Source organism: Yoonia maritima (assembly GCF_003003285.1).
GTDB lineage: Bacteria > Pseudomonadota > Alphaproteobacteria > Rhodobacterales > Rhodobacteraceae > Yoonia > Yoonia maritima.
Genome location: NZ_PVTP01000009.1, coordinates 32650 through 47775, shown reverse-complemented (window position 1 = coordinate 47775; position 15126 = coordinate 32650). Strand labels below are relative to the sequence as shown.

At 53.0% G+C, this 15126-nt stretch carries 14 protein-coding genes and 1 tRNA gene; 2 read left to right on the top strand and 13 right to left on the bottom strand.

Going from position 1 to position 15126, the window contains the following annotated elements; genetic code table 11:
- Position 1 precedes the first annotated feature (1 nt).
- From rpoB to CLV80_RS12960, 9 genes are all read right to left on the bottom strand, one after another.
- Complete coding sequence (rpoB, locus tag CLV80_RS13000; RefSeq protein WP_106358373.1) at positions 2 to 4141, bottom strand: DNA-directed RNA polymerase subunit beta; 4140 nt, start codon at positions 4139 to 4141, stop codon at positions 2 to 4.
- Positions 4142 to 4386: 245 nt separating this feature from the next.
- Positions 4387 to 4761 carry a 50S ribosomal protein L7/L12 gene (gene rplL, locus CLV80_RS12995; protein ID WP_106358372.1) on the bottom strand — a complete coding sequence of 125 codons (375 nt, stop codon included), beginning with the start codon at positions 4759 to 4761 and terminating at the stop codon, positions 4387 to 4389.
- 68 nt (positions 4762 to 4829) lie between these two features.
- Positions 4830 to 5342, bottom strand: coding sequence for a 50S ribosomal protein L10 (gene rplJ, locus CLV80_RS12990; protein WP_106358371.1), 513 nt, complete (start codon positions 5340 to 5342; stop codon positions 4830 to 4832).
- Between the two features lie 351 nt (positions 5343 to 5693).
- Entirely contained in the window at positions 5694 to 6395 is a 702-nt protein-coding gene (gene rplA / locus CLV80_RS12985) for a 50S ribosomal protein L1 (RefSeq protein ID WP_106358370.1), read from the bottom strand.
- Positions 6395 to 6820 carry a 50S ribosomal protein L11 gene (rplK, locus tag CLV80_RS12980; protein ID WP_106358369.1) on the bottom strand — a complete coding sequence of 142 codons (426 nt, stop codon included), beginning with the start codon at positions 6818 to 6820 and terminating at the stop codon, positions 6395 to 6397. Before rplK ends, rplA begins: the two co-directional genes overlap by 1 nt.
- A gap of 107 nt (positions 6821 to 6927) precedes the next feature.
- On the bottom strand, positions 6928 to 7458 hold the full coding sequence (gene nusG, locus CLV80_RS12975; RefSeq protein ID WP_106358368.1) for a transcription termination/antitermination protein NusG: 531 nt from the start codon (positions 7456 to 7458) through the stop codon (positions 6928 to 6930).
- A 191-nt stretch (positions 7459 to 7649) separates the two neighbouring features.
- Positions 7650 to 7850: a preprotein translocase subunit SecE gene (secE, locus tag CLV80_RS12970; protein ID WP_106358367.1), complete on the bottom strand. Its 201-nt coding sequence runs from the start codon at positions 7848 to 7850 to the stop codon at positions 7650 to 7652.
- A 72-nt stretch (positions 7851 to 7922) separates the two neighbouring features.
- On the bottom strand, positions 7923 to 8861 hold the full coding sequence (locus CLV80_RS12965) for a hypothetical protein (RefSeq protein ID WP_106358366.1): 939 nt from the start codon (positions 8859 to 8861) through the stop codon (positions 7923 to 7925).
- Positions 8850 to 8925 (bottom strand) — tRNA-Trp (locus CLV80_RS12960). Before CLV80_RS12960 ends, CLV80_RS12965 begins: the two co-directional genes overlap by 12 nt.
- Positions 8926 to 9049: 124 nt before the next feature.
- On the opposite strand from CLV80_RS12960, the gene CLV80_RS12955 reads away from it, so the two are divergent.
- Complete coding sequence (locus CLV80_RS12955) at positions 9050 to 9733, top strand: lysophospholipid acyltransferase family protein (protein ID WP_243394563.1); 684 nt, start codon at positions 9050 to 9052, stop codon at positions 9731 to 9733.
- Here CLV80_RS12955 and CLV80_RS12950 read toward each other — a convergent pair.
- Entirely contained in the window at positions 9722 to 10300 is a 579-nt protein-coding gene (locus CLV80_RS12950; RefSeq protein WP_106358365.1) for a TetR/AcrR family transcriptional regulator, read from the bottom strand. The genes CLV80_RS12955 and CLV80_RS12950 overlap by 12 nt on opposite strands.
- Before the next feature lie 96 nt (positions 10301 to 10396).
- On the opposite strand from CLV80_RS12950, the gene CLV80_RS12945 reads away from it, so the two are divergent.
- Complete coding sequence (locus CLV80_RS12945) at positions 10397 to 10966, top strand: carboxymuconolactone decarboxylase family protein (protein WP_106358364.1); 570 nt, start codon at positions 10397 to 10399, stop codon at positions 10964 to 10966.
- Position 10967: 1 nt separating this feature from the next.
- Here the strand turns inward: CLV80_RS12945 and CLV80_RS12940 are convergent, their stop codons facing one another.
- The 3 genes from CLV80_RS12940 to CLV80_RS12930 all read right to left on the bottom strand — a co-directional run bounded on the left by CLV80_RS12940 (position 10968) and on the right by CLV80_RS12930 (position 15088).
- Positions 10968 to 11582, bottom strand: a complete 615-nt coding sequence (locus CLV80_RS12940) for a DNA-3-methyladenine glycosylase I (protein WP_106358363.1) — start codon at positions 11580 to 11582, stop codon at positions 10968 to 10970.
- Between the two features lie 187 nt (positions 11583 to 11769).
- Positions 11770 to 12945 carry an elongation factor Tu gene (tuf, locus tag CLV80_RS12935; protein WP_106358362.1) on the bottom strand — a complete coding sequence of 392 codons (1176 nt, stop codon included), beginning with the start codon at positions 12943 to 12945 and terminating at the stop codon, positions 11770 to 11772.
- A 262-nt stretch (positions 12946 to 13207) separates the two neighbouring features.
- Positions 13208 to 15088 carry a PhoX family protein gene (locus CLV80_RS12930; RefSeq protein ID WP_106358361.1) on the bottom strand — a complete coding sequence of 627 codons (1881 nt, stop codon included), beginning with the start codon at positions 15086 to 15088 and terminating at the stop codon, positions 13208 to 13210.
- Positions 15089 to 15126: the final 38 nt, after the last annotated feature.

Sequence of the window (15126 nt, the reverse complement as noted above, 5' to 3'; positions counted from 1 at the left end):
CTTATTCCTCATCCTCCGCATCCAGGAGTTCCATGTTGAGGCCGAGGCCCCGGACTTCTTTCACGAGCACGTTGAACGACTCTGGGACGCCTGCCTCAAAGTTGTCTTCGCCCTTGACGATGCTTTCGTAGACTTTCGTCCGTCCAGCAACGTCATCCGACTTCACAGTCAGCATCTCTTGCAGGGTGTAAGCAGCGCCGTAAGCTTCCAATGCCCAGACTTCCATTTCCCCGAAACGCTGGCCACCGAACTGGGCTTTACCACCCAACGGTTGCTGCGTGACAAGGCTGTAAGGCCCGGTCGAACGTGCGTGGATCTTGTCATCGACCAAGTGGTGCAGTTTCAGCAGGTATTTCACACCCACAGTAACCTTACGGCTAAACTGTTCACCTGTACGACCATCGAATAGCACCGATTGACCAGACGTATCGAAGCCAGCGCGACGCAAGCTATCGTTCACGTCTGCCTCTTTCGCACCATCAAATACCGGTGTCGCAATCGGCACACCGCGTACGACGTTACCAGCCGCTTCGACAATTTCGCCTTCGTCCATGCCTTCGATGCCTTCAGCATAAACGTTATCGCCGTAAACGATTTTCATCGCGTCACGAACAGGTGTCAGATCGCCAGAACGACGGTATTCACCAAGTGCATCGTCAATCTGGATACCCAGCCCGCGTGCGGCCCAGCCCATGTGACACTCAAGAATCTGACCGACGTTCATACGTGAAGGAACACCAAGCGGGTTCAGACAGAAATCAACCGGCGTACCATCGGCAAGGAACGGCATGTCTTCCATAGGCACAACCTTGGAAATAACACCTTTGTTCCCGTGACGACCCGCCATCTTATCACCCGGCTGAAGCTTACGCTTCACCGCGATAAAGACTTTGACCATCTTCATAACACCCGGTGGCAAATCATCACCACGGCGGACTTTTTCGACTTTGTCCTCAAAACGCGCATCCATTGCACGCTTCTGGATTTCATACTGTTCGTTCAAGGCTTCTACGACCTGCGCGTCAGCTTCATCCTTCAGGGCAACCTGCCACCACTGACCACGGCTAAGCTCAGCCAATGACTCTTCGGTAACGATCGAGTTCGGTTTGAAACCACGTGGACCTTTGACAGCTTCTTTGCCGATGATCATCGACTTCAGACGCGCATAGATGTTCCGGTCAAGGATCACCAATTCGTCGTCGCGGTCACGTGCAAGACGTTCAACTTCTTCACGCTCGATTTGAAGCGCACGTTCGTCTTTTTCCACACCATGGCGGTTAAAGACGCGTACTTCTACGACCGTACCGAAGTCACCTGGTTTAACGCGCAGCGATGTATCGCGAACGTCAGACGCTTTCTCACCAAAGATAGCACGCAGAAGCTTTTCTTCTGGTGTCATCGGGCTTTCGCCTTTTGGTGTGATCTTACCGACCAGAATGTCGCCCGGCTCTACTTCGGCACCGATGTATACGATACCAGCCTCGTCGAGGTTACGTAGCGCTTCTTCACCGACGTTTGGAATATCACGTGTGATTTCCTCTGGCCCAAGCTTTGTATCACGAGCAGCGACTTCGAATTCTTCGATGTGGATCGAAGTAAAGACATCGTCACGTGTGATACGCTCAGAGATCAGGATACTATCTTCGTAGTTATAACCGTTCCACGGCATAAACGCGACGACCACGTTTTTACCCAGAGCCAATTCACCGATATCGGTGGATGGACCATCGGCAATAACTTCGCCCTTAAGAACTGTATCGCCAACCTTCACCAGCGGACGCTGGTTGATGCAGGTGTTTTGGTTCGAGCGCTGGAATTTACGCATGCGGTAGATGTCTACGCCTGCGTCGCCCAGTTCAAGATCAGAAGTCGCACGAATAACGATACGCTGCGCATCAACTTGGTCGATGATACCAGCGCGTTTCGCCATGATCGCAGCACCTGAATCGCGTGCCACAACTTCTTCGATACCGGTACCCACAAGCGGGGCCTCGGCTTGAAGCAATGGAACAGCCTGACGCATCATGTTCGAACCCATCAGGGCCCGGTTAGCATCGTCGTTTTCAAGGAATGGGATCAAGGACGCAGCAACAGAAACCAGCTGCTTTGGAGAAACGTCGATCAGGTCGACATTTTCGCGCGGAGCCAGTGTGTAGTCACCGTTCATACGTGTTGAAACGAGGTCGTTATTGAAACCACCGTCTTCGTCCAAGTTCGCGTTGGCCTGCGCCACAGTGTGACGCATTTCTTCGGTCGCGGACATATAGCTAACTTCGTCAGTTACCTTGCCTTCAACAACCTTGCGGTACGGCGTTTCAATAAAGCCGTATTTGTTCACGCGCGCAAAAGTAGCCAGCGAGTTGATCAGACCAATGTTTGGACCTTCCGGTGTCTCAATTGGACACATACGACCGTAGTGCGTTGGGTGAACGTCGCGCACCTCAAAGCCGGCACGTTCGCGGGTCAGACCACCGGGTCCAAGCGCTGACAGACGACGCTTGTGCGTCACTTCGGAAAGCGGGTTGGTTTGGTCCATGAACTGTGACAGCTGCGAAGAGCCGAAGAATTCACGCACCGCAGCAGCCGCTGGTTTCGCGTTGATCAGGTCCTGTGGCATCACAGTGTCGATTTCGACGCTGGACATACGTTCTTTGATCGCGCGCTCCATGCGAAGCAGGCCAACACGGTATTGGTTTTCCATCAGCTCGCCAACGGAACGGACACGACGGTTACCAAGGTGGTCAATATCGTCGATATCGCCTTTACCGTCGCGCAGCTCAACCAGCGCTTTGATGCAGGATACAATGTCTTCCTTGCGCAATGTGCGCATGGAGTCTTCGGCATCTAGGTCAAGACGCATGTTCATCTTAACACGACCGACAGCAGACAGATCGTAACGCTCACTATCGAAGAACAGCGTGTCGAACAGTGCTGATGCAGAATCTACGGTAGGTGGCTCGCCTGGTCGCATCACGCGGTAGATATCCATGAGAGCCGTTTCACGGTTCATGTTCTTATCAGCTGCCATCGTGTTACGCATGTATGCGCCAACGTTGACGTTATCGATGTCCAAGACTGGGATCGTGGTGATGCCCGCATCAACCAGATCTTTCAGTGTACCACCGATCACATCGCCAGCTTTGTCCACTTCAACAGTCAGCTCATCACCAGCTTCGACATAAATCGCGCCAGTTTCTTCGTTGATGATGTCAGTCGACACAAATTTGCCGATGATTTGCTCGTATGGAACTAGCAAATCAGTCACAGAACCTTCGTCGATCAGTTTCTTGACGGAACGAGGTGTAACTTTTTCGCCTGCCTTTGCGATGACTTCACCAGTCTTCGCATCAACCAGATCATACGCAGGACGTGTGCCACGGACACGCTCTGGGAAGAACTTTGTCTGCCAAGCACGCGCTTTAACATCGAGGTGATATTCAACAGTGTCGTAGTAGGCATTCATGATGCCTTCTTGGTCTAGACCCAGCGCATAAAGCAGGGTTGTGACAGGCAGTTTACGACGACGGTCGATACGGCAGAATACAAGGTCTTTCGCATCGAATTCAAAGTCCAGCCAGCTACCGCGGTATGGGATGATGCGGCAAGCAAACAGAAGTTTACCGGACGAGTGTGTTTTACCTTTGTCGTGATCGAAGAACACGCCAGGTGAACGGTGCATCTGAGATACGATAACGCGCTCTGTGCCGTTCACGACAAATGTGCCGTTCGGCGTCATCAAAGGCATATCGCCCATGAACACGTCTTGTTCTTTGATGTCTTTAACAGACTTGTTGCCTGTATCTTCGTCCACATCAAACACGATCAAACGCAGCGTGACCTTAAGAGGCGCGCTGTACGTCATGTCGCGCTGCATGCACTCTTCGACGTCATATTTTGGCTTTTCAAGCTCGTATTTTACGAACTCAAGCAAAGCTGTTTCATTGAAATCTTTGATCGGGAACACCGACTGGAAGACACCTTTGATGCCTTCGCCGTCAAGCGGTGTGTCACTGTCGCCAGAGCGCAGGAACAGATCATAAGAAGATTTCTGAACCTCAATGAGGTTCGGCATTTCGAGTACTTCACGGATTTTGCCGTAGTACTTACGCAGGCGTTTCTGACCAAGGAAGGAGGAAGCCATATGCGGTGTCACCTTTTGTTTGTCTCTCGAATGACACATCGCCCGGGCCGCGACGCACCACCCATTTGACCGGGGGTTTGATGTCTATTCGTGGCTGCCGTCCCACCGGCACCCTCCCGACATCTCAAACCTACCCAAGGGGTCGGTCAGCATTTGACCGACCTCTAAGACAGGTTCGGCTGGACGCACATTTCTGCGCGCCCAGCCTTATTTTCATGACGAAGAAAACTTCGCCTGATACTAGCTTAGGCCAGTTCGACTTCTGCGCCGACTGCTTCCAGCTTAGCTTTGATCTCTTCAGCTTCTGCTTTCGCAGCGCCTTCTTTGATCTTGCCGCCAGCTTCAACCAGATCTTTCGCTTCTTTCAGGCCAAGACCTGTGATGCCGCGAACTTCTTTGATCACGTTGATTTTGGATGCGCCAGCGTTCTTCAGAACGACGTCGAATTCAGTTTTCTCAGCAGCAGCTTCGCCACCAGCGTCGCCGCCTGCAGCCATCATTACTGCGCCGCCAGCTGCGGGCTCGATGCCATACTCGTCTTTGAGGATGGTTTTCAGTTCTTGTGCTTCGAGAAGGGTAAGACCAACAATCTCTTCAGCTAGTTTTTTCAGATCAGCCATTTTATGCTTTCCGTTCGTTTTAAGTGTGTTCCAACGTCAGGGCAGAGCCCCAAGTCAATTCAGATGCTTTATGCAGCTTTCTCTTCGATAGTCGAAAGAATGCTTGCGATGTTCGAAGCAGGCGCGCCAATGGCCCCAGCAATGTTGGAAGCAGGTGCACCGATGCAACCGACGATAGAAGCAATAAGCTCCTCGCGCGATGGCATACCGGCAACGGCTTTAACACCAGCAGGATCAAGAGCTGTGTCACCCATTGCACCACCCAAGACAACGAGCTTGTCGTTACCTTTGGCGTACTTATCCACGACCTTCGCAGCTGCGACAGGGTCTTCGGAATAGGCGATTACAGTCATACCCGAGAGGTACTCAGCGATGCTTTCGCATGGCTTGCCCTCAAGAGCGATTTTGGCGAGCTTGTTCTTGGCAACGCGTACAGAACCACCCGCATCACGCATTTGCGCGCGCAGGTCCTGCATTTCAGCAACTGTCATGCCTTCGTAGTGGGCAACCACTACGACGCCAGAGCTTTCAAAGATCTGGCCGAGATCGTCGACCAGCTGTTCTTTTTGTGCTCTATCCACAGTTTCACTCCAAGTTTGGCACTGGGTTAGGCCCAGCACCGGCTCTAATTTTGTCACGCGGCAAGCCGCCCAACAGTCTACAGTCCATGTAAACGGGGCGTCCAAATTGCCGAGGAGAGCCTCAAAAATCTGGTCTATCCCGCCTCAGGCAGGAATTAGCGACATAAATGCCAACCCACCGTCTCGGACGAATAAAGGCCCGAACGAATCAATCTCTCGGGCCAGGTTTGTTAGGTACTGCGTGAGCGAGCATTTGCCAACCCCAGATACCACTTTTTAACAATTGCAATCACAAAACGAAAACGGCGGGCCCAACTGGACCCGCCGCAATGCATCAAAAAGATGCTAAAATTATTCGTTGCCAGTCGCCGAAGCTACGTCAACGGATACGCCTGGGCCCATTGTAGAGCTGACAGCGATCTTTTTCATGTATGTGCCTTTTGCACCTGTTGGGCGGGCTTTACTTACCGCTTCAACAAATGCCAGCATGTTTTCTTCCAGCTGCTTAGCCGAGAAAGAAGCCTTGCCGATACCTGCGTGTACAACACCAGCCTTTTCAGCTTTGAACTGCACTTCACCGCCTTTAGCAGCTTCGACAGCCGCTTTAACGTCCATAGTCACAGTACCAACGCGTGGGTTTGGCATCAGGTTGCGTGGGCCAAGAACTTTACCCAGACGACCGACAACACCCATCATGTCAGGTGTCGCAATGCAACGATCAAAGTCGATCTTGCCGCCTTGAACAGTTTCCATCAGGTCTTCTGCACCAACGATGTCTGCACCAGCTGCTTTTGCTTCGTCAGCTTTTTCGCCACGCGCGAAAACAGCAACACGAACAGTTTTGCCTGTGCCGTTTGGCAGGCTTACTGTGCCGCGAACCATTTGGTCAGCGTGACGTGGGTCAACACCCAGCTGCATTGCGATTTCGATTGTTTCGTCGAATTTCGCTTTTGCGTTGTCTTTGATCAGAGCAACGGCATCAGTTACTGATACGTTGTGTTTGCCTTCGAACGCAGCGCGAGCTGCGGTTGTGCGCTTACCGAATTTTGCCATTACTTGACCTCCACACCCATAGAGCGGGCAGAGCCCATGATGATCTGCATTGCGCCTTCGATGGACGTCGCGTTGAGGTCCTTCATTTTAGCTTCTGCGATTTCACGAACCTGCTTAGCAGTGATCGAACCAGCAACTGCTTTACCCGGTGTGTTTGAACCAGATTTCAGCTTTGCAGCTTTTTTGATGTAGTAAGACGCAGGTGGCGTCTTGATTTCCATCGTGAACGACTTGTCCGCGTAATATGTGATTACGGTTGGGCAAGGTGCACCGTTTTCCATGTCAGCTGTTTTTGCGTTAAACGCTTTACAGAATTCCATGATGTTGATGCCGCGCTGACCCAGTGCTGGGCCTACGGGCGGGGATGGGTTGGCTGCGCCTGCAGGAACCTGCAGTTTCAGCTGTCCAACGATTTTCTTGGCCATGGGGCCTCTCCTTTTTCAGCGGTGGATTGAAATCCACCCTACAATGCCCCCGAAGGGGCGGTTTTGCCGTGGTTCGAGCGATGCTCTCCCACGTCTGAACACACGGATTACTGTTTAGTAACCTGCGTGAATTCCAATTCAACCGGCGTGGCCCGACCAAAGATCGAAACAGTCACTTTCAGGCGCTGGTTCTCGTCGTCAACTTCCTCAACCATACCGTCGAAGTCTTCGAACGGACCTTCGTTGACTTTGACTTTTTCTCCGATGTCGAAGTGGATCAGCGTACGTGGCGCATCTTCGCCTTCTTGTACGCGACCAAGGATAGCCTGCACTTCGGCATCACGCATTGGCATTGGGCGGCCTTGCGGACCCAAGAAACCTGTGACGCGGTTAATAGAGTTGATCAGGTGATAACCTTCGTCCGACATTTCCATGTGAACAAGCACGTAACCGGGCATAAAGCGGCGCTCGGTCGTGACTTTTTTATTGCGGCGAATTTCGATGACTTCTTCAGTCGGCACAAGAACTTCGCCGATTTGCTCAGCTAGGCCCTGCTCTTCCGCCTTTGTGCGGATCGCTTCTGCGATTTTCTTCTCGAAGTTCGAGAGAACGCTTACGGAGTACCAACGTTTCGCCATGTGTCAAAGCACCTTGTCGTCGCCGACCACAACGGGCCGCATGTTCAAATTAAACCCAGCAGCGCGGCTGCTAGTCCTGAAAATAAAAGCGGCGTGAAGCTCGATTCGCCGCACGCCAATTTCAGGAGTTTGTGGCTATTACCGCCGACACCCAATGTTTTCAAGGGGTGAACGGCAATTTCCACACGATGTTAGCCACCAAAGTAATTCAGCACACCAGTCAAACCAGCCCGAATCGCCATATCCACAAGCGAGAAAAAGATCGCGGCGATAGATGCGAGGATGAACACCATGATCGTGGTCAAAACGACTTCGCGGCGTGTCGGCCATACGACCTTAGAGACCTCAGCACGGACCTCTTGGAAAAACTTGACAGGATTGGCGATGGCCATGACATATCGTCCTTTGTGGAAACACCCCGCGACATACGGCGTTCGCACCATGATTTCAAGCCCGCAGGCAGATCAATCACCGCGTGGCTTAAGAAGCGTTACACCGGCCATGTCGGCAATCGCTGCAATCTGGGCGCGGTATGTCATATCGGTAAAGTCGTGCTCGCTTTCGGAGAAGCCGTCAAACCTATCGTATCCTTGCTCAACTGGAAACGCGTTGCCGGCGTCCTTTGCAATATCTCCGCGCTCACCCGCGTCATAGCGGGCCAGCGTTTGCGCAACGGCTTGTGCTGACAATCGCGGATTAACATTGCGCTCAATCGGAGAAACCTTCTGCCCGACCATCGCAACGCAAATATCTTCGAACACGTCATTGTAGTCTTCGTAGGCCCAGACGACCAGCTGACCGACACCAGATGTCGCACGCAAACGCGCAACCAAGTCCGCCCAATCACCACGCGCCATCGGGACCATCGCCTTATATTCAGCAAAGGGCATAACCTTGTTACCCCGCAATAATTGCGAATAAACAGAGTTAATCAGCGCCGTCGGCTTACGCAGACTTAAAAAAAGGTCGAGCGGACGCCCAAGCGCTTGTGACAACTGCGCAATCTTCATGTCAGCGCGCGGGTAACCAAATTCGATATCGCTACGCTGTGGATGGGCTAACGTGCCGATGAAATTCTCTTCACTGAACACAAGCCGACTGGCACCTTTGCGCATCAACCCAAGCTGGTCCTGTGGCGACCGCTTACTACGCCCACCACCGGCACGCGAACGCATTCCAAAAAGTGCCGAAATCTTACGCCCTGGCAGTCGAAAATGTTCTGGGCCATAATAGCGAACACCCGCGTTGATCAAATCATCGGATGCCATCAACAACGACCGCTGCAAATGCGACGTAGCGGTCTTGTGCGCCCCTATGTGGAACGCAATCGAAAAGTCATCTTGTGGCATGTGTTGGATTTGATCCCCCGGCTTAGCGGCAACGATCTGGTCTGGCAGGGGCATGGAGACTCGAACTCCAGACCTACGGTTTTGGAGACCGTCGCTCTACCAACTGAGCTATACCCCTAAGACCAGTTGCCGAACTAGTCTGAAAATCTAACCGGATCAAGAGGCAACCCGCACTAGACTTGCCTTCATAGGCAAAAATGTGAAAACAACGCAAAGATTTCCCTAAGAAAGGCCTCGCCTTCGTGTCACTTCGCCGTCGTATTGAAAAATCAGAGTGGCTCGCTGCACGGATCGCCGGGTTAATCGGTGGGTATCTCAGTCTATGCAATCGACGAATCCATTGGAAAACTGAAGGATTGGACGAGTTACACGTAGCATTGCAAGACGGCCCTGTTCTTCTTGTCATGTGGCACAGCCGATCGGTGATGGGCGCTTTGCACTGGCCCGTCACAGACGGCCCATTATCCAGCTTGCACGATAGTTCACCTGTTGGACGCGTATCCGGTGCGCTTCAGCGTCGCGTTGGACTGCGCCCGATGCAGATGTCACGCAAAAAATCGAATCGGTCGGCGTCACGCGAAGTTCTAAAACGTGTGAAAGAAGGCGTCAGCATAGGCATGACTGGCGACGGACCACTTGGCCCCGCGCTAGAAGTCAAAGATGCGCCCCTTGATTGGGCTAGGACCACGGGTATGCCTGTGTTTTGTTATGCCTTTTCCGTTAGCAAAGGGCGTCGGCTTGCTTCGTGGGACAAGATGCTTGTACCGCACCCCTATGGGCAGGGCGCTTATGTATTTCGTCGCTTCAACGGTGATGTGCAACGCAAGATGGAGCCCGAACAAATCGAGGCCTTACGAATTGAAATGCACCAATTCATGCAAGACACAACTGCGCGCGCTGACGCGCTGTTACGCTTAGGCGCTTAGGCCACCCAGTTCATCCGCCATGTCGCGCGCGATCGCCTTCGCCTGATCGGGCGCACGCGCTGCAAGCACCCGCAGCCCCAGGAGATCAGACTGATAGCGACGCGCCAGCGCTTTGGGGTCACGGTGTGGCGCAATGTCACCGGCTGCTTGTGCCGCCACAAACAACGCCGCGAATTTTTGCTCCATCTGAAACAGCAGATCATTGGCGACTTCCGCCAGCGGATGATCTTGCCCCTTTAGCTCAAGAAACGTTTTTGCCAGCATACAAGCGTGCCCGGCCATCGCCGGGTCTTCAACTAATATGCGCGGATATGTTTGCAATGCGGCCAACCCCCCTTGCGCCGCGCAAAGCGCATTTATGTTGTCCATACCTTCTTGGGCGTACTGGCTTAGGGTCAGTTTATACAGGGCTTCTTTTGATCCAAACGCGGCATAAAAGCTGCCCGGTCGCGTATCCAGCGCAGCTTCAAGATCCTTCAGAGACGTACCAGCCCAACCGCGCTTCCAAAACACAGACTTAGCACGCTTGATGAGGTCATCACGATCATAAAGTGCAGCACGGGCCATAGCGAATCTCATATTTGAGTGATCACTCACCTCTATACTTGAATGATCACTCAAAAAAGATCAGTAATCAAGAATCGACAACAGAAAGCGAAAATAATGACTGATTTCCCGTCCCACGACCTAGACAACGCACCCAAAGCATCAAAACCTCTGCTTGAAAAATCGCAAAAAGCATTTGGCCGCCTACCCGGGCTGCACAAAGTTATGGCCGAAAGCCCACAAATGCTCGAAGGCTATCAAGTGCTACATCACCTATTCACACAAACAGCATTTGACGCAGACGAAATGACCGTCGTCTGGCAAACAATTAACGTTGAAAACGAATGCCATTACTGCGTTCCTGCGCACACAGGCATCGCAAAGATGATGAAGGTCGACGATGCGCTATCAAACGCACTTCGCAATGAAACACCACTGCAATCAGAGAAGCTCGAGGCGCTACGTATTTTCACCCTGCGCATGCTGCGCGGACGTGGCAACATATCCGAAGCTGAAGTTCAAGAATTTTTCGCCGCTGGATACGGGCATCGCGCCGTGCTGGACGTGATCCTTGGGCTAGCGCAAAAAACGATGTCGAACTATGTCAACCACGTCGCACAAACACCCGTCGACGAACAAATGCAGAAATTCGGATGGGAACGCCAAGGCGCACCACTAGCTGTTTAAGCTAAGTCTGAATTGCGGGTGGCGTAAACGCTGCCCGCGCTTGGGTCGCCACAACGCGCGACGCACACTCCTCCGCGTGATCATTGATCAACCCCATCGCTTGCATGAACGCAAAGGCCGTGGTGGGCCCAACAAACTTCCAGCCGCGTTTCTTTAGCTCTTTGGACAAAGCGATCGAGGCTGGCGAAGTCGAACGGCTTTGTGGTTCAATGCCTTCGTCTTGCGGTTCAAAGCTCCAGACGAAGGCCGCAAGCGATCCCTCAGCATCGACCAGCTCACAACAACGTTGCGCGTTATTGATGACAGCCGTGATCTTGCCACGATGGCGCACGATCCCTGTATCGTTCAGCAGTCGTTCAACATCTGTGTCGTCGAACTTTGCGACCTTCCGAAAATCGAAACCTGCAAAGGCCGCACGAAAACTCTCGCGCTTAGCTAAAATCGTGCGCCAGCTCAGCCCCGATTGAAAGCTTTCGAGGCATATCTTTTCGAACAAACGAATATCGTCCCCAACGGGATAACCCCATTCATTGTCATGATAGGCGATGTAGTCTTCGGTGGCAGCGCACCACCCGCAGCGCGGGATATTGTCTGTCGGGGATGTGAAAAGCGGCATGGTAATGACGTATCCTATCGAAACCTAAATCCACCTTACGCAAGAACCTCGGAACGCAAAAGGCCGCTTCTTTCGAAGCGGCCTTTGTGTATTGAGTAACTCCTGAGTGGGTTCTCGGTGATTGCTTCGCATTCACCTGTCACCCACGCGGTGCGTTTGCGGCCCTAGGCCGCAAGCCGCTCCGGAATTATTCTACGATTTTAGAAACGACGCCGGCGCCGACTGTGCGGCCGCCTTCGCGGATCGCAAAGCGTAGGCCGTCTTCCATCGCGATTGGTGCGATCAGCTCAACATTGAACTTCAGGTTGTCGCCTGGCATGACCATTTCTGTGCCCTCAGGAAGAACAACAGTGCCTGTCACGTCAGTTGTACGGAAGTAGAACTGTGGACGGTAGTTCGCGAAGAATGGTGTGTGACGACCGCCTTCTTCTTTGGTCAGAATATAGGCTTCTGCTTCGAACTTTGTGTGTGGGTTCACTGAACCTGGCTTACACAGAACCTGACCACGCTCAACTGCTTCACGGTCGATACCGCGCAGAAGAACACCAACGTTGTCGCCTGCTTCACCGCGATCAAGCAGCTTGCGGAACATTTCAACACCAGTACAGGTGGTTTTTTGTGTTTCACGGATACCAACGATAGACAGTTCGTCACCAACGTTCACAACGCCACGCTCAACACGGCCAGTCACAACTGTACCACGACCAGAGATCGAGAACACGTCCTCAACCGGCAGCAAGAACGGCATGTCAACCGCACGTGCAGGTGTTGGGATGTAATCGTCAACAGCAGCCATCAGCGCTTTGATTGAGTTCGCGCCGATTTCTTCGTCACGCTCTTCCATCGCAGCCAAAGCTGAGCCTGGGATCACTGGAATGTCGTCGCCTGGGTACTCGTAAGAGGACAGCAGTTCACGGATTTCCATTTCAACCAGCTCAAGCAGCTCTTCGTCGTCTACTTGGTCAACTTTGTTCATGTAAACAACCATGTACGGGATGCCAACTTGGCGACCCAACAGGATGTGCTCACGTGTTTGTGGCATGGGGCCGTCAGCCGCGTTCACAACCAAGATCGCGCCGTCCATTTGCGCCGCACCAGTGATCATGTTCTTGACGTAGTCGGCGTGGCCGGGGCAGTCAACGTGTGCGTAGTGACGTGTTTCAGTCTCATACTCAACGTGCGCAGTAGAGATCGTGATACCACGGGCTTTTTCTTCGGGCGCGCCGTCAATCTGGTCGTAGTCTTGGAAATCACCAAAATACTTTGTGATCGCCGCAGTCAGGGTCGTCTTACCGTGGTCAACGTGGCCAATTGTACCAATGTTAACGTGCGGTTTTGTACGTTCAAACTTTTCCTTAGCCATTTAGCGGGCCCTTAATTTTGAGGGGCCACATCGGCCCGGTCCAACATCGCGGGCGATGTATTGGGAAACGGCGCAGAAATCAAGGGAAATACGACATAAAACAAGAGGAATGATCTACTTCGTTCATCAGCCAAAGGGGGCGAAGCGTTTCCCCGATGTGCTTGTGCACAAAGAACGTCGCTGGAATATGTACATCCCGTCTTAGATCCGGCTTGATCAACATCAGAAAAGATGGGGCAAATACCGCCCCATCTTTAATTTTTTAGCCAACCCGTTCGTTATCATCACGCTTGACCGCGATGATAGACGAACGCGGCAGCATGCCTTCTCCGTCAGGGAAAGGTGCGGCCGGGTGCTGGATGCCAACAAACATCGTGCGCTTATCAGCAGACCACGTCAGGCCTGTTACCTCGGAACCGTTAGGACCTGTCAGGAAGCGCTCGATCTGGCCGGTAGCGGGATCACCTGCCAACATTTGGTTGTTGCCCATCCCAGCAAAGTCACCTTCGTTATCGTCATCACCGTCGGTCTGAATCCACAGCATGCCTGTGCTATCAAACTGCATCCCGTCGGGCGAGTTGAACAGGTTGCCTTCGTTCACGTTGGCCGAACCGCCATAGGCACCTTCGTGCACGGTGGGGTTCCCTGCCATCACGTATAGGTCCCATGCAAAGGTGTCAGCCGCGTGATCGTCGTTGCTTGGGTACCAACGCACGATTTGACCGTAGTTGTTTTCATCTCGTGGGTTTGGACCGTTGGCCGCCGTATCATCGCCGCCCGCGTTTGGTTTTACACCGCGATTCTTGTTGTTGGTCAGGGCGCAATAGGCCTCGACCGCGACAGGGTTCACTGCCACCCATTCGGGGCGATCCATCGTGGTTGCCCCGACTTTAGATGCAGCCTGCCGCGTAAAGATCGCGATTTCAGCTTCATCCATTCCCGTGGCTTCAGGAGTCAACGCAACCCATTCGCCTGTCAGGTCCGTGCTGAACTTCGCCGCATAAAGCTGACCTTCATCAAGCAGTGCAGATGTCGGCCCGCCCGGTGTGTAAGCGTTAGCCGAGACAAATTTATACAAGAACTCACCGCGCTCATCGTCGCCCAGATAGACAACGACACGACCATCAGGTGCCAGAACAGCCGCTGCGTTTTCGTGCTTAAACCGGCCCAGCGCTGTGTGTTTGATTGGCGTCGATGATGGATCTGCCGGATCAATTTCAACGATGTAACCAAAACGATGCGGCTCGTTCGGGTTCTTCGACGTGTCGAAACGCGCATCAAACTTTTCGTAGGCATAGCGGCCTTCCATGCCGATGCCATAGCGCGCGTAATCGTCAGGCGCGGTGAATTCTGGGTCAGTCGAACCGAAGTAACCGTTAAAGTTTTCTTCGCATGTCAGGTAAGTGCCCCAAGGCGTTTTACCTGCACCACAGTTGTTCATGGTACCTAGCACGGTTGCGCCTGCAGGGTCAGCTTCGGTCTGCAACAGCGGGTGACCCGCAGCTGGGCCAGCAACTGTCATTGGCGTGTTTTGTGTAATACGGCGGTTCAGGTCGCTATCTTTGACAATCGCCCAACCATCAGCGCTTTCGGCGATTTCCATTACCGTCACACCCTGCATGTTTTGCAGTGTCAGCACATCATCTGCGCTTTGTACCTCGCCGCCAGTATGCGGAAGGTTGGCTTTGGTGTTTACGTATTCGTGGTTCACCGCGATGACCTGTCGGCCATCGACTACGAATGCCTCCATCCCATCAGTGTTTTCACCAAACACACGATCAGAGCTACCGACCGAAACGCCGGTTTCTTGGCTTAGCGGTTCGGCATCTGAAAACAGCGGCTCGCCCCATTTCGCAAGTGGCTGCCAATTGTAGCCATCAGGGACGTGGACGGTGAAATCAGTCTGGGCCGCGATCGGCGAGAACGCAAAACGGCTTGCAGTTTGTGCCTGTGCAGATGTGCCAGACAACAAACCAGCACCCATCACAGCCGCGCCAGAGCCATAAGCAACTACGCCAGTCAGGAACCCGCGACGCGACAAAGCGGCATCGACAACACCGTCAAAATCAGTGGTTTCAGCAGCCGGGCGCTGCAGTTCGTCCCATTCATCCCAGGACAGATCATAAGTATCGTTCGAATTCATTGCGCTTGCTCCTTGCTGGCGTGTACCGGCGGGACGCT

Coding starts and splice junctions, on each gene's coding strand:
- rpoB (WP_106358373.1), bottom strand. CDS start 4,141: ATGGCTTCCTCCTTCCTTGGTCAGAAACGCCTGCGTAAGTACTACGGC.
- rplL (WP_106358372.1), bottom strand. CDS start 4,761: ATGGCTGATCTGAAAAAACTAGCTGAAGAGATTGTTGGTCTTACCCTT.
- rplA (WP_106358370.1), bottom strand. CDS start 6,395: ATGGCAAAATTCGGTAAGCGCACAACCGCAGCTCGCGCTGCGTTCGAA.
- rplK (WP_106358369.1), bottom strand. CDS start 6,820: ATGGCCAAGAAAATCGTTGGACAGCTGAAACTGCAGGTTCCTGCAGGC.
- nusG (WP_106358368.1), bottom strand. CDS start 7,458: ATGGCGAAACGTTGGTACTCCGTAAGCGTTCTCTCGAACTTCGAGAAG.
- secE (WP_106358367.1), bottom strand. CDS start 7,850: ATGGCCATCGCCAATCCTGTCAAGTTTTTCCAAGAGGTCCGTGCTGAG.
- CLV80_RS12965 (WP_106358366.1), bottom strand. CDS start 8,861: ATGCCCCTGCCAGACCAGATCGTTGCCGCTAAGCCGGGGGATCAAATC.
- CLV80_RS12950 (WP_106358365.1), bottom strand. CDS start 10,300: ATGGCCCGTGCTGCACTTTATGATCGTGATGACCTCATCAAGCGTGCT.
- CLV80_RS12945 (WP_106358364.1), top strand. CDS start 10,397: ATGACTGATTTCCCGTCCCACGACCTAGACAACGCACCCAAAGCATCA.
- CLV80_RS12940 (WP_106358363.1), bottom strand. CDS start 11,582: ATGCCGCTTTTCACATCCCCGACAGACAATATCCCGCGCTGCGGGTGG.
- tuf (WP_106358362.1), bottom strand. CDS start 12,945: ATGGCTAAGGAAAAGTTTGAACGTACAAAACCGCACGTTAACATTGGT.
- CLV80_RS12930 (WP_106358361.1), bottom strand. CDS start 15,088: ATGAATTCGAACGATACTTATGATCTGTCCTGGGATGAATGGGACGAA.